The 25,895-nt window shown below is 71.6% G+C and carries 20 protein-coding genes; 8 read left to right on the top strand and 12 right to left on the bottom strand.

Annotated features, from left to right (window positions below; translation table 11 throughout):
* Window positions 1–16: 16 nt before the first annotated feature.
* On the bottom strand, window positions 17–721 hold the full coding sequence (locus QSK30_RS26985) for a TetR/AcrR family transcriptional regulator (protein ID WP_285506971.1): 705 nt from the start codon (window positions 719–721) through the stop codon (window positions 17–19).
* An 82-nt stretch (window positions 722–803) separates the two neighbouring features.
* Between QSK30_RS26985 and QSK30_RS26980 the strand changes: the two genes are divergently transcribed.
* Window positions 804–2,294: a DHA2 family efflux MFS transporter permease subunit gene (locus QSK30_RS26980; protein WP_285506970.1), complete on the top strand. Its 1,491-nt coding sequence runs from the start codon at window positions 804–806 to the stop codon at window positions 2,292–2,294.
* A 6-nt stretch (window positions 2,295–2,300) separates the two neighbouring features.
* Here the strand turns inward: QSK30_RS26980 and QSK30_RS26975 are convergent, their stop codons facing one another.
* Complete coding sequence (locus QSK30_RS26975) at window positions 2,301–3,035, bottom strand: maleylpyruvate isomerase family mycothiol-dependent enzyme (protein WP_285506968.1); 735 nt, start codon at window positions 3,033–3,035, stop codon at window positions 2,301–2,303.
* Window positions 3,036–3,153: 118 nt separating this feature from the next.
* Here QSK30_RS26975 and QSK30_RS26970 point away from each other — a divergent pair, with 118 nt between their 5' ends.
* Window positions 3,154–3,663, top strand: a complete 510-nt coding sequence (locus QSK30_RS26970) for a hypothetical protein (protein WP_285506966.1) — start codon at window positions 3,154–3,156, stop codon at window positions 3,661–3,663.
* Between the two features lie 4 nt (window positions 3,664–3,667).
* Here QSK30_RS26970 and QSK30_RS26965 read toward each other — a convergent pair whose 3' ends face one another.
* Window positions 3,668–3,970: a GNAT family N-acetyltransferase gene (locus QSK30_RS26965; protein WP_285506964.1), complete on the bottom strand. Its 303-nt coding sequence runs from the start codon at window positions 3,968–3,970 to the stop codon at window positions 3,668–3,670.
* Between the two features lie 100 nt (window positions 3,971–4,070).
* Between QSK30_RS26965 and QSK30_RS26960 the strand changes: the two genes are divergently transcribed.
* Entirely contained in the window at window positions 4,071–4,487 is a 417-nt protein-coding gene (locus tag QSK30_RS26960; RefSeq protein WP_285506963.1) for a PPOX class F420-dependent oxidoreductase, read from the top strand.
* 394 nt (window positions 4,488–4,881) lie between these two features.
* Here QSK30_RS26960 and QSK30_RS26955 read toward each other — a convergent pair whose 3' ends face one another.
* The 5 genes from QSK30_RS26955 to QSK30_RS26935 form a co-directional block, all read right to left on the bottom strand.
* On the bottom strand, window positions 4,882–5,346 hold the full coding sequence (locus tag QSK30_RS26955; protein ID WP_285506961.1) for a hypothetical protein: 465 nt from the start codon (window positions 5,344–5,346) through the stop codon (window positions 4,882–4,884).
* Between the two features lie 555 nt (window positions 5,347–5,901).
* Window positions 5,902–6,924: an NlpC/P60 family protein gene (locus QSK30_RS26950; RefSeq protein WP_285506959.1), complete on the bottom strand. Its 1,023-nt coding sequence runs from the start codon at window positions 6,922–6,924 to the stop codon at window positions 5,902–5,904.
* A gap of 38 nt (window positions 6,925–6,962) precedes the next feature.
* Window positions 6,963–7,445 carry a poly-gamma-glutamate biosynthesis protein PgsC/CapC gene (locus QSK30_RS26945; RefSeq protein WP_285506957.1) on the bottom strand — a complete coding sequence of 161 codons (483 nt, stop codon included), beginning with the start codon at window positions 7,443–7,445 and terminating at the stop codon, window positions 6,963–6,965.
* On the bottom strand, window positions 7,442–8,758 hold the full coding sequence (gene pgsB, locus QSK30_RS26940) for a poly-gamma-glutamate synthase PgsB (protein WP_285506955.1): 1,317 nt from the start codon (window positions 8,756–8,758) through the stop codon (window positions 7,442–7,444). Before pgsB ends, QSK30_RS26945 begins: the two co-directional genes overlap by 4 nt.
* The gene (locus QSK30_RS26935; protein WP_285506953.1) at window positions 8,755–10,995 is read right to left on the bottom strand and encodes a HAMP domain-containing protein; all 2,241 of its coding nucleotides are present in this window, start codon (window positions 10,993–10,995) and stop codon (window positions 8,755–8,757) included. Before QSK30_RS26935 ends, pgsB begins: the two co-directional genes overlap by 4 nt.
* Window positions 10,996–11,155: 160 nt before the next feature.
* Here QSK30_RS26935 and QSK30_RS26930 point away from each other — a divergent pair, with 160 nt between their 5' ends.
* The 4 genes from QSK30_RS26930 to QSK30_RS26915 all read left to right on the top strand — a co-directional run bounded on the left by QSK30_RS26930 (window position 11,156) and on the right by QSK30_RS26915 (window position 16,490).
* The gene (locus QSK30_RS26930) at window positions 11,156–12,085 is read left to right on the top strand and encodes a hypothetical protein (protein WP_285506951.1); all 930 of its coding nucleotides are present in this window, start codon (window positions 11,156–11,158) and stop codon (window positions 12,083–12,085) included.
* Between the two features lie 44 nt (window positions 12,086–12,129).
* Window positions 12,130–14,562, top strand: coding sequence for a CapA family protein (locus tag QSK30_RS26925; protein ID WP_285506948.1), 2,433 nt, complete (start codon window positions 12,130–12,132; stop codon window positions 14,560–14,562).
* A gap of 59 nt (window positions 14,563–14,621) precedes the next feature.
* Entirely contained in the window at window positions 14,622–15,923 is a 1,302-nt protein-coding gene (locus tag QSK30_RS26920; RefSeq protein WP_285506988.1) for a caspase, EACC1-associated type, read from the top strand.
* Between the two features lie 96 nt (window positions 15,924–16,019).
* Window positions 16,020–16,490: a DUF6328 family protein gene (locus tag QSK30_RS26915; RefSeq protein WP_285506946.1), complete on the top strand. Its 471-nt coding sequence runs from the start codon at window positions 16,020–16,022 to the stop codon at window positions 16,488–16,490.
* Window positions 16,491–16,696: 206 nt separating this feature from the next.
* On the opposite strand, the gene QSK30_RS26910 is transcribed toward QSK30_RS26915, so the two are convergent.
* The 4 genes from QSK30_RS26910 to QSK30_RS26895 form a co-directional block, all read right to left on the bottom strand.
* Window positions 16,697–17,464, bottom strand: a complete 768-nt coding sequence (locus QSK30_RS26910; RefSeq protein ID WP_285506944.1) for a hypothetical protein — start codon at window positions 17,462–17,464, stop codon at window positions 16,697–16,699.
* Between the two features lie 3 nt (window positions 17,465–17,467).
* A complete protein-coding gene (locus QSK30_RS26905) occupies window positions 17,468–18,691 on the bottom strand; it encodes a hypothetical protein (RefSeq protein WP_285506942.1) in 1,224 nt (407 codons plus the stop codon).
* A gap of 814 nt (window positions 18,692–19,505) precedes the next feature.
* The gene (locus QSK30_RS26900) at window positions 19,506–20,588 is read right to left on the bottom strand and encodes a hypothetical protein (protein WP_285506940.1); all 1,083 of its coding nucleotides are present in this window, start codon (window positions 20,586–20,588) and stop codon (window positions 19,506–19,508) included.
* Window positions 20,589–20,818: 230 nt separating this feature from the next.
* On the bottom strand, window positions 20,819–22,429 hold the full coding sequence (locus QSK30_RS26895) for a vWA domain-containing protein (RefSeq protein WP_285506939.1): 1,611 nt from the start codon (window positions 22,427–22,429) through the stop codon (window positions 20,819–20,821).
* 189 nt (window positions 22,430–22,618) lie between these two features.
* Between QSK30_RS26895 and QSK30_RS26890 the strand changes: the two genes are divergently transcribed.
* Window positions 22,619–25,612 carry an AfsR/SARP family transcriptional regulator gene (locus tag QSK30_RS26890; protein WP_285506937.1) on the top strand — a complete coding sequence of 998 codons (2,994 nt, stop codon included), beginning with the start codon at window positions 22,619–22,621 and terminating at the stop codon, window positions 25,610–25,612.
* The last annotated feature ends 283 nt before the right edge of the window (window positions 25,613–25,895 follow it).

Raw genomic sequence — 25,895 nt, 5'->3', positions numbered from 1 at the left:
ACCCGGTCCCCGGTGCTCAACCGGGGACCTGGGCCGCCAGGCCGCCGACGATCAGGTCCAGGCCGAAGGCGAACCGCTCGTCGCGCCCGCCGGTGGCCAGCTCCCGGCTCAGCAGCGCGGTGGTCGGGAAGTGCTCGGCGGGCAGGTTCTTGAAGTACTCCGCCACCTGGTTGTAGTACTCCGCCGGGTCGCGGCCCGAGCGCTCGAGCTGCCTGCTGATCGCGTCCTCGATCGCGCTGGCGGAGACGTAGAGCCCGACGATGTCCAGCGCCCAGGCGATGGCCTGCGGCGGCACGCCGCCTGCCCGCAGGATCGTCATCGACACCTCCGACATCCGCACCGCGTTGGGACCCATCGGGACCCGGCCGAGGGCGACCCGGGCGATGTCGCCGTTGCGCCGCAGCGCCTCGTGCGCGTGCGTCCACAGCTCGGTGATCTGCTCGCGCCATCGCGCCGGGTCCGGCTCGGGCAGTGGGACCTCGGTCACCACTTGGTCGAAGAGCAGGTCGAGCAGTTCGTCCTTGCCCGCCACGTGCGCGTAGAGCGAGGCGGGGCCGGTGCCGAGCTCGGTGGCGATCCGGCGCATGCTGAGCCCGTCGACGCCCTCGGCGCGCAACACCTTCAGGCCCGCGGTGACGATCGCCTCCCGGCTGAGCGAGCGTCTGGGCGTGCCCGTCTTGCGCGGGGTCCACCAGGGGGGCTCGAACTGGCCGGCGGTCATAACGGACAGCGTAGTTGACACGAACGATGTTCGCTAGTAGAACGGCGTTCGCCAACGAACGGTGTTCTAAGGGGTGGCGGCGATGACGAAGACACAGGCGACCGAGACACAGGCGACGACCGAGCCGCGGGCGACCGCGGAGCAACGGCCCGAGCAAGAACCACCGCCCTACCGGTGGCGGTGGTGGGCGCTGGTGGCGGTGCTGACCGCGGAGATCATGGACCTGCTCGACGCGACCGTGGTGGGTATCGCCGCGCCGTCGATCCAGGCGCACCTGGGCGGTGGCAGCACGGTGATCCAGTGGGTCGCGGCGGGCTACACGCTGGCCTTCGCGGTCGGGTTGATCACCGGCGGGCGGCTCGGCGACCTCTACGGGCGCAGGCGGATGTTCCTGGTCGGGCTGGTCGGCTTCATCGCCGCCTCGGTGCTGTGCGGGCTCGCCTTCTCGCCGGGGACGCTGATCGCGGCCCGGGTGGTGCAGGGCCTGTTCGGGGCCGTGCTCATCCCGCAGGGCTTCGGGCTGATCCGCTCGATCTTCCCGGCCAAGGAGCTGGGCACCGCCTTCGGCGCGTTCGGCCCGGCGATCGGGCTCTCCACCGTGGGCGGACCGATCCTGGCGGGCGCGCTGGTCGGCTGGGACCTCGGCGGCGCGGGCTGGCGCACGGTGTTCCTGATCAACGTCCCGATCGGGCTGGCCTGCCTGGCGCTGGCCTGGAAGATCCTGCCGGAGTCGCGCGCCGACAACGGCCCCCGGCCGGACCCGGTGGGCGTGCTGCTGGTCAGCACCGGCCTGATCCTGCTGGTGTACCCGCTGGTGCAGGGTCGCGAGCTGGGCTGGCCGTTCTGGTGCTACGCCATGATCGGCGCGTCCGTGCTGGTGCTGGGCGGGTTCGCGGTGCACCAGATCCGCCGCTCGCGGGCGGGCCGGACACCGCTGGTGGAGCCCGAGCTGTTCCGGTCCCGGGCGTTCAGCGGCGGCCTGCTCGTCGGCGTGGTCTTCTTCGCCGCGATGACCGGGCTGGTCCTCGCGCTCGGCCTGTACCTGCAGCTGGGGCTGCACTTCACCGCGTTGCAGGCCGGTCTGGCGCAGGCGCCGTGGGCGCTGGGCGCGGCGATCGGCGGTGGTCTGTCCGGCGCGGTGCTCGGCCGCAAGTTCGGCAGGCCGGTGCTGCAGATCGGCGCCGTGATCATGGCGCTGGGCATCGGTGTGGTGATCGCCACCCTGGACGGTGCCGACGGGGTGGTCACCATCTGGCAGCTCAGCCCGGGCCTGCTGGTCTGCGGGCTGGGCATGGGCCTGCTGATCGCGCCGTTCTTCGACATCGTGCTGGCCGGGGTGACGCTGCCGATGGTCGGCTCGGCCTCCGGCGTGCTCAACGCGGTGCAGCAGCTCGGCGGGGCGGCGGGGGTCGCGGTGCTGGGCACGGTGTTCTTCCAGCTGTTCGAGTCCGGCGACCAGGTGGGCGCGTTCGACATCGTGCTGTGGGTGACCGGAGCGATGCTGCTGGCGGTGTCGCTGCTCGCCTTCACCCTGCCGCGGTGGGCGCGCCCGGAGGACGCGCCCACCGGCTGACCCGGGTCAGAACGGCGTGCCCGCCAGCCAGGTCTCGAACACCTGGGCGTCGCCGTGCACCTCGACCGAGTCGGCGGGCCGCCTGCGCATCAGCGCGAGCAGCAGGTCGGCCGCGGGACCCCGCACGGCCACGGTGCCCTTGCCGTGGCCGTGCTCCCACTCCGGGCCGGGCCGCGCCAGCCACTCCCCCGCGGTGCCGAGCCCCTCGTCGGTCGCGTGCAGGTGCAGGCTCTGGCCCTCGGCCAGCAGCGGCGGACCGGTGCGCTTGGCCGAGCCCGCGACGAGCAGGTCGAGCCACTCGGAGATCCCGTCGGCGGCCACCGCGGGCTCGACGACGTACGGCGCGCCGAGCGCGATGGCCGCGTCGGCGTGGTGCACGACCGCCTCGTGCAGGCGCCTGCGCAGCCACCAGGCGGCGGGCTTGGGGCCGGTGAACGTCCACACGGGTGTGTCCGGACCGGCCTCGGCGACAGCCTCGGCGAGCAGCGCCGGGCCTTGCGCGAGCCAGTCGGCGGCGCCGTCGGGGTCTTCGGGCGGCTTCCCGCCGGGGACGTCCCTCGGGTGCACGAACTCGCCCCCGCGCACGATCGCGGTCGACCAGCGGTCGCCGCGGCCGACGTGCGCGACCAGCTGCCGGATCGTCCACTCCGGACAAGTGGGCACCGGCGCGGCGGGATCGGCCGGGCGGACCAGCTCGACGAGACGGGTGTTCTGCTCGGTCCAGGCCGTGGTGTGGTCCATGCCGCACAGCCTAGGGCCGGTCACCGTCCGGGGCGGTCGGTATCCGCTGCGTGGCCGCGCGGGCCCGGCGGTCGAGGTCTCACCGTGTCGCGTTCGCGCCGGCCGTACGATTCAGGCCGTGATCGACCTCAGCACGCTGCTCGACCCGCTGGCCTGGCCCCGGTGGCTGGCCCGCGACGCCGAACGGCGCAAGGTCGTCGGCCCGGACGACATCGCGCTCGTCGAACAGGCGGTCCGCGAGTTCCCGGCCGCCGCCTTCGCCGAGGGACTGCTGCCCGCCCCGCTCCCGGTCGAGCGGGTGGAGAAGCTGTCCCGGGGCGACCAGCGGGACACCACCGAGGGCGCCAAGGTGCGCCACCGGGTGGTCGCCGAACCCAGCACCACCCGCGGCTGGAGCCTGGGCCGTGGCGTGGTGATCAGCATGGCGCAGATCGTGGTCCGCCCCCTGTTCGTCCCGATCGCCAAGGGCGACGCCCCCGCCATGCGCCCCGACGGCACCGTGGTGCGGGCGGCGATCTCGGGCTGGGAGCCCTACCCGGCACCGATAGAGGTCGAACTCGACGGCGGGCGCACACTGCCGCTGGCGGACTACCTGGTGCGCGCACTGGCCGAGGGCAGGAGGCGCTGACCGCTCAGTCGGTCACCCGACTGCGGTTCTGGTAGGCCAGGTCGAGGTACTCCGGGTGACGGCGCATCCACTCGGCGATGAACGGACAGGTCGCCAGCACCGGCAGGTCGCGAGCGCGGGCGTCGTCCAACGCGGCCCGGGCCAGCGCACCACCGACCCCCTTGCCCTCGAAGGCCGGGTCCACCTCGGTGTGGGTGTAGACCACCAGCGCGGCAGAACGGGCGTACTCGGCGAACCCGGCGAGCCGACCGTCGACGGTCGCCTCGAACCGGTGCCGGTCAACGGAGTCGGCAACCTCGACGGACATCGGCTTTCCTCCACTGCGATCGACTCCGGTGTACCCGACGGTAGCACCAGGGTGTGGACGTGATTGACACCCGCGCCGAGCCGCTCCTACCTTCGAGACCATGGCGACGAACAAGCTGCTCGCTGACCACAACCGCGGCGTGCTGACCACGATCAAGCGCGACGGACGGCCACAGCTGTCCAACGTCGCCTACGCCTACGACCCCGAACAAGACCTGATCCGCGTCTCGGTCACCGACGAACGCGCAAAGACCAGGAACCTCCGCCGCGACCCGCGCGCGAGCCTGCACGTGAGCACGCCGGACCTGGGCGCGTACACGGTGGCGGAGGGAGACGTGACACTGAGCCCGGTGGCAGCGGAACCGGGTGATGCCACTGTGGACGAACTGGTGGAGGTCTACCGGACGGTCATCGGCGAACACCCGGACTGGGCGGAGTTCCGCACAGCGATGGTGACCGACCGACGACTCGTCATCCGACTGAAGATCACCCACAGCTACGGCTGGGGTGGACGATGACCGACCGCTTGATGGTCTACTAAGGACATTGCGGCAACGGCGGACGTGTGGGCGGTGGGCGGTTGGCGCTCCTGCCCGTGTGACAGGGGCGACTTGGTGGCGTGGCGCTTGAGCCGGGTGCGCGTTGTGGCGCCACGGGTGGCTCGTGCGCAGGGGTTGCCCGAGGAAAAGACGGGGGCTCGATCTAGTGAACTCACTTCGCGTGGGGCCCCTAGAGCACCGCGGTGGTGAAAAAAGGGCGGGTGAAGGGCATTCCCCACCACACGGCAAGTTTAGCGGTACTCCTCCCCCACACGAAGCGAGTCCACTAGATCGAGCAACCGTAACGGGACTTACGTTCCAGCGGGGTCGACCTATCCGCTGCCGCACCAGCAACCATGAGGACAAGATTCTTTCAAGACAGAAACGGCCGCGGTTCGTTAGCGGGATGCGTGCGGGCCGCTTCCGCTTTGAGGATATCAAGCTGTTCTTCGGCGGAATGAGACGGCGGCAGGTTGAGAGCCTGCGCGATATCGCGCCAGGACCGACCTCGATGGCGTGCAGCCTCGATAAAAGCGATCTCCGACTGCAGGACTGTCAGGCGTTGCCGAACAAGCACTTGTTGCCATGCAGCGAAAACTTCGTCAGGAAGATCTTCCTGCTCGGGTCCGGTCGATGCGACAAGAATTGCCGTCAGTCGATCGGTCGCCCGTAGCAATTCCCTTTTTCCGCTGGGCTGCACGGTGTCCAGCCAACGATCTATCGTTGTGTTCCAGTTATTTTCGCCCATAGTTCTCATCATGGCACCCGACAAGGGCTTGGTCAAACGCAAGGCGCCGGAAGAACCCATACGCAAAAAAGGGGCAGGTAGCAGCTGCACAGCCCCTCAAAGGAGTTCCACGCCGCCTCTTGCTCACCTTGTCCACGTTACCTGACGGCACCGCTCAAAGGCGCTCAGGAACAGCTCGCCGGCTCATCCGTGAAGCAGTCTCGCCATCAGACTTGCCAATAACAGAAGATGCGGCTAGCACTAACGATTCACTAAAGGAGCATCGCCGATGAGGGCTCGACCTGCGGAACGATCACGGCGCAGGACGTGCCAGGTGGCGACTGCCCGGTCGGGACGCGGCCCTCGTTCTTGGTGCTGGGTCTGGTCGGCGCGCTGGTGGCCGCGATCTCACACCTGCGCAGGTGGGCGCGGGCAGTGGCGGCGTGCCGAGAGGCCCGGCTGATCATGGGATCCACGTTCACCTCCAACGCGATCAGCCCGATAGAGTCGGCCGCTCGACGCGGATCCGTTTCCACGTGCCGTCGCGCTGCCAACGCCGAACAACCCGCACACCGTCTGCGGTGAGAGTTTAGAGATTGTAGATTGAGGGATTTGAAGCGATTTGGTCGGCGGTGACGACAGTTGGGACAGCCAGTATCCGTGTGGTCAGAGTCTGCGGGCTGCGCGCCAAGCGGTTGAGTAGTGTCCGCCGTCGTCCAGTAGTGAGGTTCCGCCTACGTCGCCGAAGGTCGGGCCGTCGATGCGTTCGCGGCTGGAGATGAAGCGGTGGTGGCCTGCGTCGTCTAGGCCCAGGTAGATGCCCGCGTGGTCGAGTTGGTCTGGGCCGTCCTCGATCTCGAAGAACACCAGGTCACCGGGCTGCAGTGTGCCGTAGGCGGTGGCCCGCTTTCGCTTGTTGGGCACCAGTTCCACGCCCGGGCCGGACTCGGCTATCGCGTAGGCGCGTCGGGGGAGGCCGGGGCCTGGTTCGTTGGTGCCGAGCAGCGGGATGCCCATGCGGTAGCCGTAGACGAGTCGGATGAAGCCTGAGCAGTCGACGGCGCCGTAGCGGTCTGGGGCGGGTTGGGTGGTGGGGGCGCCCGGGAAGGTCCAGGGGACGCCCAGGTAGTCGTAGAAGTCCGACTGCTCCTTGCGTCCCACGCCGCTGGACTTGACCGGGCCGAAGGAGGCGTCGCCGCGGAAGCGGACACCTTTCGCGTCTTCTTCGGCCGGGGCGTCGATCAGGTAGTCGGTGGCGATGGCCAGGACGTCCGGGGTGCGGTCGGCTCTGGCCTGGTCGAACCAGGGGGCGAACCAGATCGCGCGTTCGTCGCCCTGGTGCCAGGGCTCGGGGGCCAGTCGGATCCAGGCCTGGGTGTTGATGGCCGCGGTGGTCGCCTTGGGTTCGCGGAAGGTCCGGTTGGGACCGTTGACCAGCACGGTGCGGGCGCCGTCGGTGAAGACCGCCAGGACCGCGCCCCGTCCGTCGCGGGCCATGGTGCGGTCGGGGCCGGTGAGCCGCTGGTAGCTGATCGTCGCGGTCTGGTCCGGGTCCTCGGCGCGCGCGGTGTCCGCGGTCTCGGTGGTGTCCCGGCCCTCGGCGCGGGTGAAGTACCAGATCCCCCCGCCCACCAGCGCCGCCGCCACCAGGATCGCGGCCACCGTCACGGCGATCGTTCTCGTGCCCATTCCCATCGACTGCCCCCAGTTCCGCGTCGCCCACCTTCCTACACGGCGGGCACCAGCCCCGCCAAAACGCCGCTGGCCAGGACGCCGAAGGAGGCGGCGACGACCGCGCCGGTGGCCAGCATCGTCGCCGCGGGCCGCTGGCGGACCAGCTGGTAGGCGATCAGGCCGGGCACCACGAAGCCGAGGGTCTGGTGCGCGAAGAGCAGCGGGTAGTCCTTCTGCAGGATCAGGAACAGCGTGCACTGCAAGACGACACCGGTAAGGACTACCGCCGCGAAGAGGCGCTTGCCATAGAGGATGACCACGCGTTGCAGGATCTTGACCGCGCCGAAGGTGACCACGCTCATCAGCACGGCGATGCCGGCGCGGCGGTAGTCCTCCACCAGCGTCAGGGCGAGCCAGCCGGGGGTGATCATGCCGCCGGGCGAGAGGTTGGTGGTCAGGTAGCAGACCAGCGAGAAGATCAGGCCGATGGCCAGCCCGAGGGTGGCGATCTCGGGCGCGAGCGTGCCGGTGGTCACGACGACCGCCTCGGCTCCGGGAGGGCGTCCTGCTGGGCGGCGAACAACTGGCCGCGGACGACCTGGCGGCGACTGGCGGTGCGCGGGGGCAGCACGCGGGGCTCCTGGGGTTCGGGGGGTGGCTCTTGGTCGGCGGGCAGCTCGGGCAGGCTCTCCAGCTCGTGCAGCAGGACCTCGCCCTGGCCGTGGATGTTGCCGATGGCGACCAGCACGGCGGTGCCGGTGACCTCGGCGAGCATCGCGGCCACCAGCTGGTCGCCGGGCAGCGTGCCGCCCAGGTCGGTGACCCGGTCCTGGTAGGACTCGGGGATCGCGGCCTGGGCGCTGCGGGTCGGCTCGCCGATCAGGAACACCCGGTCCGGCTCGATCCGCTCGACCAGCGCGCCCATCTGCTGGTTGCGCTCCACCCGGTCCGGCCTGCAGTTGATCACGACCTGCAGCGGGCGGGCGATCGCGCCCTGGTCGAGCAGGCGCTCGATGTTCATCAGGGTGGACTCGGGGTCGTTGGCGGCGAAGACGTTGGCCAGCTTGACGACCCGGTCACCGGGCGCGGCGTAGGTGCGCACGGTCAGCACCCCGGGGTCGGGCGGGGCGGCCCACATGCCCGCCATCGCCAGTGCCCGGTTGACCCCGAGCAGCTCGGCCACGGCGAGCGCGATGGCCACGTTCTCCTTGAAGGTGACCCAGCCGAACCGGGCCATCTCCTCGTCGGTGATCGTCTCCGGGTCGACCGCGATGAGCTCGCAGTTCCGCTTGTCCGCCTCCTGCTGCAGGATGTGCAACCGGTCGCGCTCGGCGGTCACGCAGATCCCGCCGACCGGCATCGACCGGCACAGCGACCTGGCCACGTCGTCGAGGGTCGGGCCCATCTCGGCGAGGTGGTCCTCGCGCACGTTGCACAGCACGCCGATGGTCGACTTGATCAGCTTGGACTGGTTGATCTCCTGCAGGTCCGGCATCACCGCCATGCACTCGATCACCAGCGCGTCCGGGCGGTAGGCCGCCGAGCGCCGCACGATGCCGATCTGCTCGACGATGTTGGCGATCCCGAACTTGCGGTAGACCGGTTCCTCGCTGCCGTCGGGGTGGATGAACCGGGCGGCGGTGCCGGTGGTCTTGGCCGCGGTGACCAGGCCGCCGCCGCGCAGCGCGCCCGCGCACAGCCGGGTGATCGAGCTCTTGCCGCGGATGCCGTTGACCAGCACGCGGTGCTCGATCCGGTACAGGTAGCGCAGGTGGGTGCGCTGCTCCATGATCCCGGCACCGAGCATGGTCAAAGCGCCGACCATGAGCACGCAGTAGAGGTAGGTCACGTGCGCTGCTCGATCCTGGACTTGGGCCGGTCCTTGCCCGCGCCCTTGGACCGCGCGCGACCGGGACCCGGCTTGCGCGGCGCGGGTTCCGGGGCGCGGTCGACGATCGGCCGGATGTACTGGGTCTCGTCCATCGCCGAGCCGCGCGGCCTGCGCACCTCGCCGAGCCTGCCCGCGCCCTGGGTGGCGGCCTGCCGGCAGATCTCCAGGCAGAACGCCAGGGTGCCGACCGCGTCGTGGCGCTGCGGGTAGATCACCGAGTCGAGGTCGCCCTCGACCACCGCGTCCGCGCTGACCGCCAGCCTGCGCAGCGGGCGGACCACGCCGAAGTAGTGCCAGCCCGCGCCGAAGCCGGTGATCAGCAGGGCGAGCAGGGCCACCAGCAGGGTGCGCTGGCGGTGCTCGTTCTGCGCCAGCGCGATCTCCTCGACCGGGCTGCGCGAGACGACCGTCCAGCGCAGCCGACCGATCTCGCCGCCGGTCACCGCGGCCGAGGCGACCAGCGACTGGCCGCCGGGCGCGCCGGTCACCGCGGCCGTGGGGTCGCCGCGGCGGGCGGTGTCGACGCCCGCGCGCACGCCGTCCTCGGTGGCCTGCTCGAAGGCGAGGTAGCCCTCGTTGGCGCCGATGGTGCGCAGGTCGTCGTCGAGCAGCCGGACGTGGCCGGGGGCCTGGTCGAGCACCCTGCCGATGTGGTCGAGGTCGAACTCGCCGATCAGGGTGCGCTTGCCGTCGGGCAGCGGGACGTGCGCGAAGAGCACCGGCACCCGGCCCGCGCTGTTCTGCTGGCGGATCCCGGACGAGGTCGGCGGCCGCTCGCGCAGCCGCAGCGGGCTGCGGCCGACCTGCATCGACGGCTCGCCGTCGCGCTCGACGACGTAGAGGCTGCGGTAGCGGACCTGGTCCTGGGACATGCGGTCGAGCGCGGTGGCCAGTGCCTTGTCGTTCGCGCCGCTCGCCCTGGCCACGGTCTCCAGGTCGGCCAGGCCGTCGTTCATGCTGCGGCGCAGTGTGTCGGCCGCGCGGCCGGTCTGGTTGCGCAGGCTCGACACGACCGTCTCGGGCACCACGGTGTCGTCGCCACGGCTCGCCAGCACGACCAGCACCGCCCACAGCACGGTGCTCACACAGGTCAGCAGGACCACGACCAGCGCAGACACCCGGGCCCGCCGCATCCGCCGGGCGGCGGTCCCGGCGACCTTGGCGCGGCAGTGTTCGATGCCCGCCGCGACGCGGGCGGTCTCCGCGGTGCGCGGCGTGCGGACGCGGTGCTCGACCTCGCCGCCCGCGACCCGCAGGGCGTCGTCGCGCAGGGCGTGGACCGGGCTGGTGAGGGCCCAGCGAGTGGCCAGCAGCCCGAGGGCGGCCAGCACTGCCAGCACCGCGGCGGGCAGCCAGCCGGACCGGCCCGCGGTCGGGCCGTCGACCCGGCCGCTGGCGACCGCGACCACGCCGAGGTCGAGCTGCGGGCCGTCGGTGGCCGAGGCGGCGGGGGCGTAGGCGACCACCTGCTGGGCGTCGTCGGCGACCGGGGCCAGCAGCAGCCCGGCCCCGCCCGGGGCGGCGCGGGCGGCCTCGACCACCAGCGGGGTGACCCGGGGCGCCATGGCGGCCGCGTCGGGCGAGGCGTGCGCGGTGGCGATGACCTCGCCCGCGGCGGTGGTGAGGAACAACGACTGGTCCAGACCACCGTCCGGGCCAGGGTCGGGTAGCCGCAGGGTGGCGGTGGCGACCAGCACCCGGCCGTCGGGCAGCGGGGTGCCGACCAGCAGGCCGAGCTCGGAGTTCGGCTCGCTGATCCTGGTCAGCACGTCGCGGGTGAGGTCGGTGGGCAGCGCCTGGGCGGGCACCTGCTCACCCCGGGTGGCCAGCAGGGCGCGGGTCGAGCGGTCGACGACCGCCGCGCCGCGCCACTTCCGGTTGTCCATGACCAGATCGAGCAGTTCGTCGGGTTTGGCCGCGCTGGAATTGGCTGCCAGCACCCGGAGATCACCCAGACCCCTGGTCGCCGAGACACCGATCGAGCGGGCGGCCGAGACCGCGAACTGCTGCTGCGAATCGCGGAACGCCGCAGGCAGGCGGCTTTCGCCGTGCGGTTCCAACAGGATCACGGTCAGCGCGGCGAGAATGAGGAAGAGTGCGGCCACAACGGTTGCGGGCGCACGGACACTGCCCAGGAAACCGCCCTCGGGCACCTGCTCGGCCAGTTTCGCCGCACCGCCTGAACGCGCACGCACGGACTCTCTTCGCACAGGTCTCCCCAGTCGGATGAATGACACAACCGGCAGCCTCGTCCCGCGACTGCCGTTGCCGCTGTGGCATTCTGCTACAGCGACTCACGCGACTTCACCCGACCGGGTGGATCAAAGACACGACTGGGGGATGGGTTCCTAAACCGTGCATTACGTCACGCGGCCACGAACCCTGGTCACGGTCCTCGTCCTGGCGGTGCTGGCCGTCCTCGTCGTGCTGGTCATCCCCGGTGGCGACAACGAGAAACAGGGACAGGCATCGATGATCGGGCTGGCCGAGGAGATCGGGCGCTTCGTCGGCGGCCTGCGCGACGACGCCCAGTACCGCCCGCCCGACCAGGACGAGCGCGACCGGCTCACCGCGGTGGTCGACCGGCTCAGCCGGGTGGCGGGCGCCGCACCGGTGGCCGACCCGGGTCCGTCGCTGTCCGAGCTGGGCTACACCTACCGGATCGGCACCGACGAGCGGACCGGGCGGCCGATCGCGGTGCTCGACCAGCAGCCGGGGTCCGACCGCGCGTGGGGCATGTACGTGGTGGACCTGTCCACGCCCGCGAAGCTGGTCGTGGAGGTGCCGCACCCGGTGGCCGACATGGACACCGAGAAGGTCGGGCTCGCCCTGTTCCAGCAGGCGCCCGGCTCGGTGCTGGCGATCTCGGGCACGCACCGGCGGGTGGCCGACGGCGCGGGCGACGTCGCCCACCGCGCCGACTCGATGTTCCACGCCGTGGTCACCGCGCTCGGCGCCACCGGGCTGCCGCAGGTGCAGCTGCACGGTTTCGACAACGCCAGCCTGTCCGGCAAGGACGTCGTGCTCTCCCCCGGCGCGGGCGCCGCGGGCCCGGGGTTCCGGCAGGCCGCCGAGGACCTCGCGGACCGGGGCCTGCGCGTGTGCCGCGCCTGGCGCGACCAGTGCGGCGCGCTCGAGGGCACCCGCAACGAGCAGGGTGTCGAGGCCGCAGCCCACGGGGTGCCCTTCGCCCACGTGGAGATGAACCGGACGGTGCGCTCCGAGGAGAGCCACTGGCGCGCGGTCGTCGAGGTGCTGGCGAAGGTCGACTTCCGCGCCGAGTAAGGCGTCCCGACCCGACTGATCTCTTGGAAAGGAACTACCCGAGCGTGCCTGCGTGGACCACGGTGCGGAAGAGCCTGCTGGCGGGCGGCCTGGTGGCCGCGGTCGTCGGGGCGGTGGTGGTCGTGCACGAGGTGTCCGGCCCGGACTGCGGCGACTGCCTGACCTCCAGCGGCGGCGGCACCATCACCGCCACCGTCCGGGTGCGCGGGGAGTCCGGCGAGGCGCTGGCCGACGCGCGGGTGGCCGTGCAGGGCGTGACCGCGGTCGACGCCGCGGTCGAGCTGACCACCGACGACGACGGCCTGGCCACCACACCCGCGCTCAGCGGGCCCGCGGTGGCCGTGGTGAGCGCCGACGGCTACCTGACCGAGCCGGTGTCGCTGGGCTGGGCCGACGGCGGCAAGACCACCGACGTGACGCTGTTGGCCCGCACCCCGGGCAGGTTCGTCCTGCACCTGGGCGGTGACCTGTCGTTCGGCAAGCAGGACCCGGCCGCGGCGGCGGACGCTGGGCCGGCGGCCGAGCGCGCGGTGGAGGCGCTGGCGCCCGCGTTCGCCGCGGCCGACATCGGGTCGGTCGACCTGGAGACGGTGCTCAGCGACAAGCCCGAGACGGCGGCGTACCCGGGCAGGCGGCCCGTCCGGCACGCGCCCGCCGCGGCCGTCGCCGGGTTGCGCAAGCTGTCGGTGGACGTGGCGGGGCTGGCCAACGACCACGCGCGCGACCTGCTCGACCCCGGCCTGGCGGACACCCGGGCGGCGCTGGCGGCGGTCGACATCGGCGCGATCGGCGCGGGCGCCGACCCGGCCGAGGCGGCGAAACCGTTGCGCACCACCACCAACGGCACGACCACGAGCATGCTCGCCTACACCGACGTGGACGGCTCGGCGGCGAACGCACAGCTGCCCACCGCCTCGACCCGCAAGCCGGCCGACCTCTCGGAGAACCAGGCCTGGCAGTACCAGTCGCGGGACTGGGGGTTCACCGCGGGCGCCGTGCGCGTGCCGCGGGCCGCCCGGCCCATCCGGGCGGCGTGGGAGCTCTACACCGGCGCCGAGCGCAAGGCGAGCCCAGCCGACGCCGCCGCCATGTGGCAATCACTCTCGGCGGTCTACCCGGAGGTCCAGGACTGGGTGGCGCGGCGCGGGCACGGTGGCGCCGCCCTCTGGGACGACACCACCTCACCGGAGCAGATCCGCGCGGCGGCGGCGGATTCGAAGGTCGTCGTGGTGCAGGTGCACGGCGGCCACCAGTTCGCCGACGCGCCCGCCGACACCGTGCGCGCCATCGCCCGCAAGGCGGTCGACGCGGGCGCCGACCTGGTGGTGGCGCACCATTCCCAGGTGCCGCAGGGGATGGAGTGGTACAAGGGCAAGCTGGTCGTCTACGGCCTCGGTGACCTGGTGTCCGACCTGAGCCGGGTGGAGGCGCTGGAGAGCGGTTTCCTGCGCACGGTCTGGGACGGCGACAAGCTGTTGCAGGCGCGGGTGCTGCCGGTGGAGAACGTCGCTGGGCGGCCTGCGGTGGTCACTGACCAGGCCGCCGCCCGAGCGCTCGCGCACGCGGCCGAGCGCAGCCCCCTGGAGTCCTATGAGGACACCGACGGCGTGGTCAGGACGCGGCTCGCCGCGGCCTCCCCCGACACCAGACCCGCGCACCTCGTGCTGGACCGGCACACCATCCTGGTGACCGACCAGCCCGCGCCGGAGACCCCGCGGACCGTCACCCTGCCCCCGGGCCAGGTGCGGCGGCTGCCCGACGGCGAGGGCACCCTGGTGCGGCCGACCTCGGGCACCGGCGTCGAGGTCGGCCGGGACCTGTTCGGCTGGGGCGACTTCGAGGACGACGTCGCCGACAGCGTGGTCACCGACGCGGTGCACTGGAACGTCAACAGCAAGCGCGAGGGCCTGCAGACCGGGGACACCGCCGAGGGCCTGCGCAGCCTGCGCCTGGAGGCCGACGGCGGGACGACGCAGACCCGCCCGGTGGCCACCGTCGCGCTCCCCCGGCACCGGCTGTTCGAGACCCGGCGCGGGAAGGCGGTCGCGGTCGACGCGGACCCGTCGTACTCGCTGGTCGTGCGGGTGCGCCGGTCGGCCGGGGCGACCCCGGAGGCCCGCTTCGAGATCGCCCGGCTCACCGGCGACCCGGGGGCCGAGGCGCCGGAGCTGGTCACCACGGTGTCCCGGCCGATCACCGTGCCCGACGACGGCGGGTGGCACGAGGTCGTGGTGGACCTGACCGCGGCCGACCTGGCCGGGGGCAGGCAGCAGGCCACCGTGGTCACCCCGTACGTCAAGGTCACCGGCGTGCCCGGGCGCACCGAGTGGGCCGAGGTCGACGACCTGCACCTGGTCGAGTGGCGCGCGCTCGCGGGGAGCACCACGGCGTTCGGCGACTACACGATGGCCCGCAACCGCGGGAAGGCGGAGGTCCCGTTCGCCTACGTGGCGCGATCACCGCGTGCGTCGCGGTAGGGGCGTCTAGGGTGATCTCGTTCTGAACGGCGTCCCAGGGGGTGCAGACGCGGGTGCGCATGCCCGATCCGGCGCGGTCGTCGGCGATCCTGATCGGCACCAGCAGGCACACCGCGCCGGAATTGCCCGACCTGGCGGGTGTGGTCAACAACCTGGATGGACTCCAGTCCGCGCTGACCGACCCGCGCCGCGGCGGGTTCCTGCCCGAGCGCTGCACGGTGGTGGACAACGCGGACTCGGTGCGCGCCGTCTACCGCGCCCTGCGCAAGCACACCGGGAACGCCGACGACACCGTCTTCGTCTACTTCGCGGGTCACGGCCTGCTCAGCCCCGACCGCGGCGACCTCTACCTCACCCTGCCCGACACCCACCCCGACGAGCTGCGGGTGAGCGCGCTGCCGTTCGAGGTGATCCGCGACGTGTTGCGCGACAGCCCGGCGGTCAACCGGGTGCTGGTGCTCGACTGCTGCTTCAGCGGCCGGGCCACCGCCGGGACCATGGCGGCCGCGCTGTCCGGGCAGGTCGAGGTGGAGGGCACCTACACGCTCGCCTCGGCACCGGCCAACGCCGTCGCGCTCGCCCCGCCGGGGGCCAGGTACACGGCCTTCACCGGCGGCCTGATCCGACTGCTACGCGACGGGGTGGCGGGCGGGCCGGAGCTGCTGAGCCTGGAGGTGCTGTACGCGGAGCTGCGCCGGATGGCCCGCGCGGCCGGGCGGCCGATGCCGAGCAGGCTGGGCACCGGGACGGCGAACCAGCTCGCGCTCGTCCGCAACGGGGCCTGGACCGGGCGGACGGCGATCCCCACGACGCCACCCGCCCGCGCTCCCCGACGGGCCCTGTGGATCACCGCCGCCGCGGTCGGGCTGGCGGGTGGGGTGACCGCCGCCGTGCTGGCGACCAACGCGCTGGTCGACGAGCCGGCGGGGACGGCGAACCCCGCACCGACGGTGGCGTCCACGGGACCCACGACGTCGGCCCAGCAGGCAGGCACGACCACGACCGTGGAGCGATCGGCGACCACGACGACCTCGACCACCGCGACGGCCACGACGACTTCCAGCGCCGCCGTGGCCGGGACCTCGGTAGTGCGGGTCTACAACAACTCCACGATCGCCGGGCTCGGGAACAAGGCCAAAGCGGACTTCCGGGAGCGCGGCTGGACTGTCAGTGAGGTGAGCAACTACACCGGCGGCAGACTCCCCACCTCCACGGTGTACTACCGGCCGGGCACCGAGGAGGAGCCCGCCGCGCTCAACCTGGCGGGTCAGTTCCACCTGCAGCCGTTGGCGCGCCCCGAGAGCTTGCGGCTCGCCGACCCGGGCGTGATCGTGATCGTGACCAGCGACTATCAGGGCTGATCGCGCACGGCGGGCAGTTGAGCCGAATGTCCGGTTTCCGATCGGGCGGTCCGAGGAACATCCCTGTGCAGACCGCGCACCGAGGAGAGTCCCGACATGAGTACACCGACCGCCGACGAGTCGCCCGAGCAGCGGATCACCCGCAACCTCAACGAGTTGCTGCAAGAGCTGCGGGTGGCCCAGGCAGGCGTCCAGATCCTCTTCGGATTCCTGCTCTCCATCGCGTTCACCGAGGTGTACGTCCGCGACGCCAACGCCTTCGAGCGCGCCACGCACCTGGTGGCCGTGCTGTTCGCGGTGGCGTCGGTCGGCCTGCTGACCGCGCCCGCGGCGTGGCACCGGATCCTTTTCCGGCGCGGCAAGCGGCCGGAGATCATGCGGCTGGCCACCCGCACCACGATCGCCGGGTTGGTCTGCCTGTCCCTGGCGGTGACCGCCTCGGTGCTGCTGCTGGCGGAGATGGTGGTCGGCGGCGGCTGGGCGTTCGCGATCGCCGGGGCCAGCGCGCTGCTGATCGGGTTCCTGTGGTTCGTGGTGCCGCTGCGCGAGCGCGACGACGAGGACTGAGTGCCTGGCCGCCAAGTGAATCGCCGCAGTGTGAATCGCCGCAGGCGCTTGGCCGCTGTGTGCTTGGCCGCTGTGTGAATCGCTGCTGTGTGAATCGCTGCTGTGTGAATCGCTGCCAGGTGAATCGCTGCTGGGTGAGTGGCCGCGGTGAGTGGCCGCTGTGGACAGCCGCACTGGACAGTGCGGTGGGCGAGAGCGGCGGGCGGTCAGCGGAAGATCGCGATCGGGTGCACGGTGAGCACCTTGGTCTCGGGGTCCCAGTCCTCGACCCGGCCCAGGCAGCGCGCCGGGAACGAGCGGGTCGGGACGGGACCGGCGCGCAGGCCCGAGGTGCGGCAGGACAACCGGATCCGCGGCGAGGCCGCCGGGTCGGCAGGGTCGCCGTAGGGGGCCTCGAACACCGAGGTCTCGGCGTCGGTGGTGGTCGCGTGGAACAGGCCGCGCAGGGACACGAACGTCTCCAGGTCGCGCAGCCGCACCTCCCGGGGGCGGTCCTGCTCGTCGAGGGTGTTGTCCAGCGCGGGCCCGCCGACGACCTGCTGCCTGCGCAGGTCGACGTCGACCACGTCACCGGCCCGCGCCAGCACGTCGAGGATGATCTCGATCGCGGTGATCGGCTCGACGTTCTCGATGTAGCTGCGGAAGACCTCGCTGTTGACGCCGCGCTTGGCCGCCGCGCGCACCGGGGCCAGCTCGACGCCCAGCTCGACCTCGCGGCTGGCGCTGATCCGCTCCTGCACCTCCTGGCGCAGCGCCGCCTTGTACTTGCCGCCGTACTGGCGGTAGAGCGCCATCACGCCCTCGTCGTCGAGGTAGAACCCGACGCCGTGGCGGCGGTTGCGCTCCGGCGCGCGGTTCTCCCGCCAGTGCCGAACGGCGATGGTGATCGCGATGACCAGCGCGGCCACCGTCACCACCCAGACCAGCAGCCACGGCCACCAGGCACCCCACCACTGCGCGTCGAAGACGGCCACCGCTCACTTCCCCGGTTTCGGGCAGTCGCCGACTACCTCGATCATCTTCTCCAGCAGCGGCAGGTCGGGCAGCAGGACCTTGGTCTCGATGCCGCCGCGGGCGGGCTCGGGGACGCGACTCTCGGCGAGGAACCTCGACAGCTGCGGGCTGGCGGTCTCGCCGGTGGGGTCGAAGACCCGGAAGCCGAGCTCCATCGCCCGCCTGCGCAGGTCGGGGTCGGTGGTGAGCAGCTTGCCGAGCCGGGTGCCGGACTCGGTCAGGCCGATGAACTGCGGCTCGCTGGGCAGCGCGACGTCGGGGTAGAGCAGGACGCGGTCGCGGTCGAGCTGCCCCTGCCGGGCCCGGTGGCGCAGCTGGTGGGCGAGGTACTGGTGCTCGTAGATCACGATGATCGGCGCGTTCCTGCGGCCCTCGTCGACGAAGTAGAGCTCCGGGGAGACGATCGGCTGGCCTTGGGCGCGCAGCAGCGGCTTGATCTCGTTGCCCAGGTCGGTGGCGTCGGCGAGATCCTTGGGGACGCCGTGCCGGTGGAGGTAGGCGACCAGGCTGAGGTAGGTGGCGGCGCCGTTGGACACGCAGACGTCGGTGGTGTTGACCAGCGCGACGTTGTCGTTGCTGAGGCCCCGGTCGCCCAGCCGCAGGTCGTTCCAGGTCTCGCCCGCGCGCATCCGCTCCAGGAACGGGGCCATCGACACGTTGTAGTAGTACGGCGGCTCGCCACCGGCGGTGGGCTGGGCGGTGGCCAGGTTGTTCGCGACCAGGGTGTCGGCGTACTCGCGGTAGGTCGCCAGCACTACCGGGCTGACGAACGGGCGGTGCACCGTCTGCCGCTTGCCCTCGGCGATCCGCTTCTCGACCACCAGCCGGGCAGCGGGCTGGCCGGACGGGAAGACGAAGTCGAGGGTGTCCAGGTCACTGCCCGCACCCTCCCGGGATCCCTGCCGGGTGATGTTCACCCGGATGTGGTGGCGGAGCAGCAGGTCGCGGACCTGGTCGTCCTCGAAGTAGTCGGCCTTCGACCCGACGCTGCCGTTGATCACGGTGAGCGGTTGCAGCGGCAGCAGCAGGTTCGCCGAGGTGGTCAGCGCCAGCAGACCGGCCACGGCGACGAGGGCGGCGGGGGCGAACGGGCGCAGGAAGCGGCGCCGCAGGTAGAACGGGCGTGGCCCGCGTACCACCCGCAGGCTGGGTTCGCCGGTGTCCGGCAACGCGCTCCCCCTGGGCACAACCGTTAGTCGACACCGGTGATCACCGCGTTACGCGAAAATCGGTCGCCCGCGCGGCGCGCACGTTGGGTTGGGCGGTGGTCAGGGCGTTCGAGAGCACAGCCAGGACACGCAGACGGTGTGCTGCCCCCTGCCCCCTGCCCCGCTGTCCGTTGCCCGCTCCCTCAGACACTGCCCCCGAAACGCTTCCCAGGCACGGCCCCGGAAACGGGGTACCCACCAATACACCCTCGCTCGCAATATTCTCACCTTGAATCCCTCGAATCCCTAAATCTCAAGCCCCACCCAACGCAACACCCGCTACGGATGTGCTCGATTCAGTGAACTCACTTCGTGCGGGGGGAGAGTACCGCTAAACTTGCCGGTGGTGGGGAATGCCCTTCACCCGCCCTTTTTTCACCACCGCGGTGCTCTAGGGGCCCCGCACGAAGTGAGTTCACTGAATCGAGCCCGCTCTTAAGTCGGGCAACCTGTATGGGCTACGCCCAGTTCAGGACGCGTAGCTCATACAGGTTGCCCGACTAAGACGCAGGCTCGATCTGGCGAACTCCCTTTGCGCGGGGCCCCTAGAGCACGGCTGTGGGGAAAAAGCGTGGGGTGAAGGGCATCCCCACCACCAGGTCAAGGTTAGCGGCACTCCTCCCCCACACAAAGGGAGTCCGCCAGATCGAGCACATCCGTAACGGGTGTTGCGTTCCGTAGGGCTTGAGAATGAGAGATGGAAGCAATCGGCGCCTTGCGGCTGCCCCCGACCGACGTGGATGACGGTGTGTGAGTTGGGCATTGCCGAATGGTGGGAGCCGCTGACTGCGATCTATGCACTCAGATCCTTTATGGACACTCGCCAGAGGGTGCCGGGGGTTGTGATGGCGTAGGTGGTGTCGGCCAGCTGGATCGCCGTGGTGATCTTGCCGGTGGGGCCTGTGGTGTCGTGGGTCTGCCAACTTCCCGGTTGGCCGGTGATCGCTTTCACCCGGTCGCCGTCGGTGATGAGTTGGAGTACCTGGCCGTTGGACTCCAGTGGGGCGGCGATGGGCTCTTGGGGGTTCACCGCGATCGCCGGTACGCCCGATAGGCGGGTCCACGTGTTGTCCGCGAAGCGCCAGATGGCCAGTTTTCCGTCTACTGCTCCGGAGATGAGGCAGCTCGGTCCGGTGCAGCGGATGGCCATTGCCTGGGCCGCGGTGCCGGTGTCCGGTAATGGTTGCTTTGTCCAGCCGGTCACACCCCTGGTCGATCGCCAGACGACTGCTTGTTCTCGGCTGCCTGCCAGTTCCCAGCCCGCGATCAGGATTCCGTCGCCGGTGGTTGTCGCGGCCAGTGGGAACGGTAGTTCTGCCTGGGAGCTTTCCAGTGCTGTTCCGGCCGAACTCTGCCTGTTCCAGATGTCGCCGTCCGGTAGCCAGGTGGCCACGTCGAAGCCGACCTTGGCGCTTTCCCAGCCGCCCAGGACCACTGGGCCGGTTGTGGTGATCTCGGCGTCGAAGAGGTCGCCCGCGCCGTAGCCGCCGAAGGTGCTGAAGGCTTGGCGTTGTTCGGTGATCCCCGCGGTGGTTCCGCTCCAGACGCTCCAGCGGACGTTGCCGTGGGCGCCGCCGCGTTCGCCGCCGACGGCCACGACCTTGTCGCCGTCGACGGCGATGGCGGTCCAGCGGGCGAGCAGGCCGTACGGGGTGGTGCCGTGGGCCGGGATCTCGGTGGTCGTGCCGTCGGCCGCCCGGCGGAGGATGCCCGGGGTCTCGCCCCGGCGCACCCCGATGACCAGCGCGTCGCCCGCGGTGGTCAGCGTGATCGGTTCCGCGGGCAGGTCGACCCGCTCGAAGCGGACCGCCGTGTCCGGGGCCGCGCATCCCGCGAGGACCACCACCGCCGCCACTGCCCAGACCGCTGCGCGCATGCGCGACAGTATCGCTCCCCTGCGTCCCGGACAGACATGGTTGACGACATGTCTGTCCGGCATGCCTGACAGACATCCCCCGCGGGCATGTCTGGCACGCATGTCCCGCGGGCATGTCCACCACGCATCCCCGGCAGGCATGTCCGGGAGGCATGTCCAGCGGGCATCCCGGCAGGCGAACGGTCCGGCCACCGCGCGGTGGCCGGACCGTTCCCTCCCCTACCCCGCCCCTAGCCGGTGGTGATGCGGAACTCGACGCCGCCGAGGTCCTCGTCCTTCTCGTCGGTCTGGTTGACCCGCAGGGTGGACTTGACGTCCGCGCCCGCGGTGAAGGTCAGCTTGGTCTCGAACCGCTCCTTCGGGTCGATGACCAGGCCGTCGAGCCGGGCCAGCTTGCCGTCGGTGACCTCGAACTGGGTCTCCCCCACCTGCCGGACGCCGGTGCCGCGGCCGCCGGACTCCTTCCAGCGGGCGGTCAGGGCCTGGCCCAGGTCGATGACCAGCTTGCCGCGGCCGACGAACGGCTCGTCCACGGCGGTGATCACCAGGTTGGTGGTCGCCCGCGGGTTCGGGTTGCCCAGGGTGAACGGGTGCGTGGTCGGCTGGCCGGGCACCAGGCGCACGGTGTCGACGTTGCGCCAGGCGATGTTGTTGTTGTTGCGGGTGTTGGTCAGCGTGTTCGGGCCCTCGGCGAAGGTCATCGGGTCGGTCGCCGAGACCCAGCGGGCCAGCAGGCAGAAGTGGCCGGGGCCGGGGACGCCGTTCCACGGGATGACCACGTTGATGCCGCCCGCGGGCACGGTCACGTTCACCGCGGTGTTGATGTGGGTCCAGTGCGTCGGCCAGACGGCCGCGCCGCCCTGCGAGGTGTAGTAGAGCTTGAGGTTGCCGGTGCCGTTGCCCGAGCCGTTGGGGCCCGGGTTGTTCAGCTTGACGTGGATGTAGCTGGTGCCGCCGACGACCGGGTTGGTGCCCGCGCACGGTGCGATGGTCGGGCAGACGGTGATGTCCGGGCTGGTCCAGATCGGGTTCAGGCCGTGCGGCTCGACGCCGGTGTCGGAGCCGTGATCGCGGATGAACACGTCGGTGCGGCGGCAGTTGCGCAGGCTCTGCTGGATCGAGGTGGCCGCGTTCGAGCCGTTGGCCGCGGCCTGGGTGTAGACGCCGCCGGTGGTGGTGGCGTAGTCCTGCATGATCGTGACGACCGGGGCGGACACGCCGCCGGTCGGCACGTAGATGCTGTTGATCTTGATGTTGTTCTGCGCCTGCAGCGCGCGGGTGTGCGCGTTGGTCACGTCGACCGGGGCGTGCACGTCGTCGAAGCCGCCGGGCAGCGCGTCGGTGACCAGCACGATCATCTTCGTGGCGTTGCTGCGCCAGGTGCCCAGGAAGTCGCCGGTCTGCGGGCGGCCCGCGGCGGGCAGGTTGTTGACCGCGGTGTTCAGCGCCTCGTCGGAGGCCTCCGGGGTGCCACCGCCGCCGCTGGCGACCAGGCCGTTGACCGCGGTGGTGACCGCGGCCTGGTTGCCCGCGGCCAGGTCGTTGAGCACGCGGACGTTGTCCTTGAAACTGACCAGGCCCAGCTTGAAGTCCCCGCCGGAGAGGGTGGCCACGTCCGAGATGATCGCGTTGATGCCGGTCTTGATGTTGGCGATGGCGCCGCCCATGCTGGACGTGTCGTCGATGACGAAGGTGACGTCGAGCGGGCCGCACTGGCTGGTGGGCGGCGGCAGCAGGGGTTGGGCCACGGCGTCGGCCGCGGCGGCGGGCAGCGCGGGGACGAGCGCGCCGACCACCGCCGCGACGGCGGTGGCCAGTAGTGCTGGGCGACTGCGGGACATCGGGGTTCTCCTCGCGGGTCACGCTGACAGGGTGTGCCGCGAGCCTGCTGGCGACCGGTTGTGGCACGGTTGTCGCGCAGCGCAACCGACGCTGGCCCGCGTGGACCGTCCGGCTCAGCCGGTTGGCCGTTTGCGCGGCGCAGTCGCCTGGTTACGCTTTCTTTACCAAGGTGCGCGGAAGGAGCTGGGGTGACCGGACCCGGCGAACTGCGCGTGCTGGGTCCGGTCGAGGCCGTCGGCCCGGCCGGGCGCGCGCTGGTGCACGGCACCCGACAGCGCGCCGTGCTCGGCGTGCTGGCCCTGCACGCGGGCACGGTGCTGCCCGCGTCCCGGCTGATCGACGTCCTGTGGGGCGAGGACCCGCCGCGCACCGCGGTCAAGACCCTGCACAGCCACGTCGCGCGGGTGCGCCAGGCGCTCACCGCGTGCGGCTTCCCGGCCGTGCTGCAGACCCGCGAGCCGGGGTACGTGCTGGTCGTCGAGCCGGAGTCGGTCGACGCGCTCCGGTTCGAACGGGACGTCCGCTCGGCGCGCAAGCACCTGGCCGCGGGCGAGGCCGAGCACGCCGCGCCGCTGCTGCGGGCCGCGCTCGCGCTGTGGCGGGGCGACCCGTTCGCCGACGCCGTGCTGGACGGCTGGGGCCGCGGCGAGCTCGACTCGCTGCGCGAGCAGCGGATCGCCGCCGTCGAGGACCTGTGGGACGCCGAGCTGCGGCTGCAGCGGCACGAGGACGCCGAGCGCGAGCTGCCCCGGCTGGTCGCGGCGCACCCGACCCGGGAGCGGCTGGCCGGTCTGTGCATGCTCGCCCTGCACCGGCGCGGCAGGCACACCGACGCCCTCGCGGTCTACCGGGAGGTCCGGGAGCGGCTCGCCGACGAGTTCGGCGTGGACCCCGGACCGGACCTGGTCGCCCTGCACACCGCCATCCTGCGCCGCGACCCGGCGCTGGACCCGCGGCCCGCGGTGCGCGGGCCCGCCCAGCTGCCCGCCCGGGTCGGGCACTTCACCGGGCGCGAGCGCGAACTGTCGACCTTGGACGCCGTGGTGGCCGACCCGGGTGACGAGCGGCCGGTCGTGGTGATCTCGGCGGCGGCCGGGATGGGCAAGACCGCGCTGGCCGTGCAGTGGGCGCACCGGGTGTCGGCGCGCTTCCCGGACGGTCAGCTGTTCCTCGACCTCGGCGGCCACGACGCGCGCCGCTCGGCCAGCGCGGCCGACGCCCTGGCGCACGTGCTGCGCGCCCTGGACGTGCCGGACGAGCGGATGCCCGCCGAGCTGCCCGAGCGGGCGGCGCTGTACCGGTCGCTGCTGCACGAGCGGCGCTGCCTGGTGCTGGTGGACAACGCGGGCGATGTCAACCAGGTGCTCCCGCTGGTCCCCGGCAGCGGGCACACCCTGCTGGTGGTGACCAGCAGGCAGACGTTGGCGGCCCTGGGGACGCGGCACGCGGTGCACTCGGTCGCGCTGGATACCTTGGGGCACAAGGAATCCCTCGCGCTCCTGGCCCGAGTGGTCGGTACCGAGCGGATCGAGCGCGAGGCAGGCGCGGCGGCCCGGCTGGGCAGGCTGTGCGGTGGGATGCCGCTGGCCCTGCGGATCGCCGCGGCCCGGCTCGTCGCGCACCCCACCCGCACGGTGGCCGAGTCGGCGGCCGAGCTGGTCGGCGCGGGCAGGCTCGACACCCTGGCGGTCGAGGGCGACGCCAGGACGGTCCGAGCGGTGTTCTCCAGCGCGTACGAGCCACTGGAACCGTTGCGGGCGTTGGTGTTCCGACTGCTCGGGGTCAGTCCCGGCAGCACGGTGAGCACCGCGCTTGCGGCGACTCTGAGCGGGGTGTCCGAGGAGAGCGCGCGCGAGTCGCTGGCGGCGCTGGCGGCCGCGCACCTGATCACCGAGACCGAACACGACCGCTTCCGCTTCCACGACCTGGTGAGGGAGTTCGCGGCGGGCAAGGCCAGCGCGGACGAGCGCGCGGCGGCGCTGTCCAGGTTGGTGGACTGGTACCTGGTGGTGGCCGACGAGGCGAACCGGGTCATCGACCCGAACCGCGACCTGGTGACCCCGACGCTGCGGCACCCGCGGCCGTCGGTGCCGTTCGCCGACCGGCACGGCGCACTGGCCTTCCTCGACGCCGAACGCGCGAACCTGCGCGCGGTGGCGCAGTGCGCCAGGGAACTGGGCAGGCTGGACTCGGCGTGGCAGCTGACGTACCTGCTGACCAGCTTCTACGACACCACCGGCCACTGGCACGACCGCGTGGAGCTGTGCAGGCAGGGCGCCGCCGCGGCCACGGCACTGGGCGACCCGGTGGCGGAAGCGGAGATGCTGCGGGCCCTCGGGGTCGCGTACTTCATGACGCGACGCCTCCGGGAAGCCCTCGAGACCAACCAGCGGGCGCTCCGGACCGTTCGCTCGGCGGGCGACCTGGCGGGCGAGGGGCACGTGCACAACAACATCGCCAACGCCTACGCCGAACTCCGCCGATTCGACGAGGCGATCGCCGCACACCAGTTGGCCGTGACCCGCTGCGCCGAGGCGGGCAGCGACCTGGGGCGCGCCTTGTCACAACGGAACCTGGGACACACCTTCGTGCGGATGGGCCGCGCCAGCGAGAGCCTGCCGCCGCTGACCGAGGCCCTGGAGACGTTCCGGGGCTTGGGCAACGACCGCCTCACCGCGGCAACCCTGGACACCCTCGGCGAGGCCTGGCTCCAGCGTGGCGACCACCAGGCGGCGCTGGCCCACCTGGACGAGGCCGTGGCGATGAGCCGGGCCATCGGCGACCGGTGGCTGGAATGGGAGTCCCTTTTGGACACCGGCCGGGCCTACCTGGCGGCAGGCGATGTCCGGGCGGCCGTGACCACTTTCCGATCGGCCCTGGACCTGAGCCGAGACGTCGGCGACCGACACGGCGAAGCCTCGGCACTCAACCAACTCGGCCGCGCTTACCTGGCGGGCGACGACCTGACCGCGGCCCGAGAGCACTTGGAGCGGGCACTGGCGGTGCGGACCGCGGTGCCGGATGACTACGAATTGGCACACCTGCACCGGGACCTGGGCGAACTGGAGGCCCGAGTGGGCGATCGAGCGTCGGCTGGGCGGCACTGGGCACGGGCGAGGGCTCTGTACCACCAGGCGAACGCGATGGTCGAGGCAGCTGAGCTGATGACCCAACTGACCTAGGATCGATGACGGCTCGGGAATTCTGACCGCGGCAAGGAATCGTGCTGGTGCTGATCTCGCTGGCACCGGCGGGAACTACGGTGCTCAGCCGACCTGACGCAGCAGAACGCCGCACCACCACCACACTGCAGCGGAATGACTGCCCCGCCGGTGCCGCAACCGACTCCTGCCCACCAACCAACTGCAGCGGAAGATCGCCCTCACTCCCCGCTCACCCGCGCGGACAGACCCTCACGCCCATACAACCGCACCCGAAGGCCGCCCCCCTCCCCCACGAAATCAC

Origin of the sequence: Actinokineospora sp. NBRC 105648, from assembly GCF_030269645.1 — a bacterium.
In the GTDB taxonomy this organism is placed as follows: Bacteria; Actinomycetota; Actinomycetes; order Mycobacteriales; family Pseudonocardiaceae; genus Actinokineospora.
This window is presented reverse-complemented; position numbering and strand designations above follow the sequence as displayed.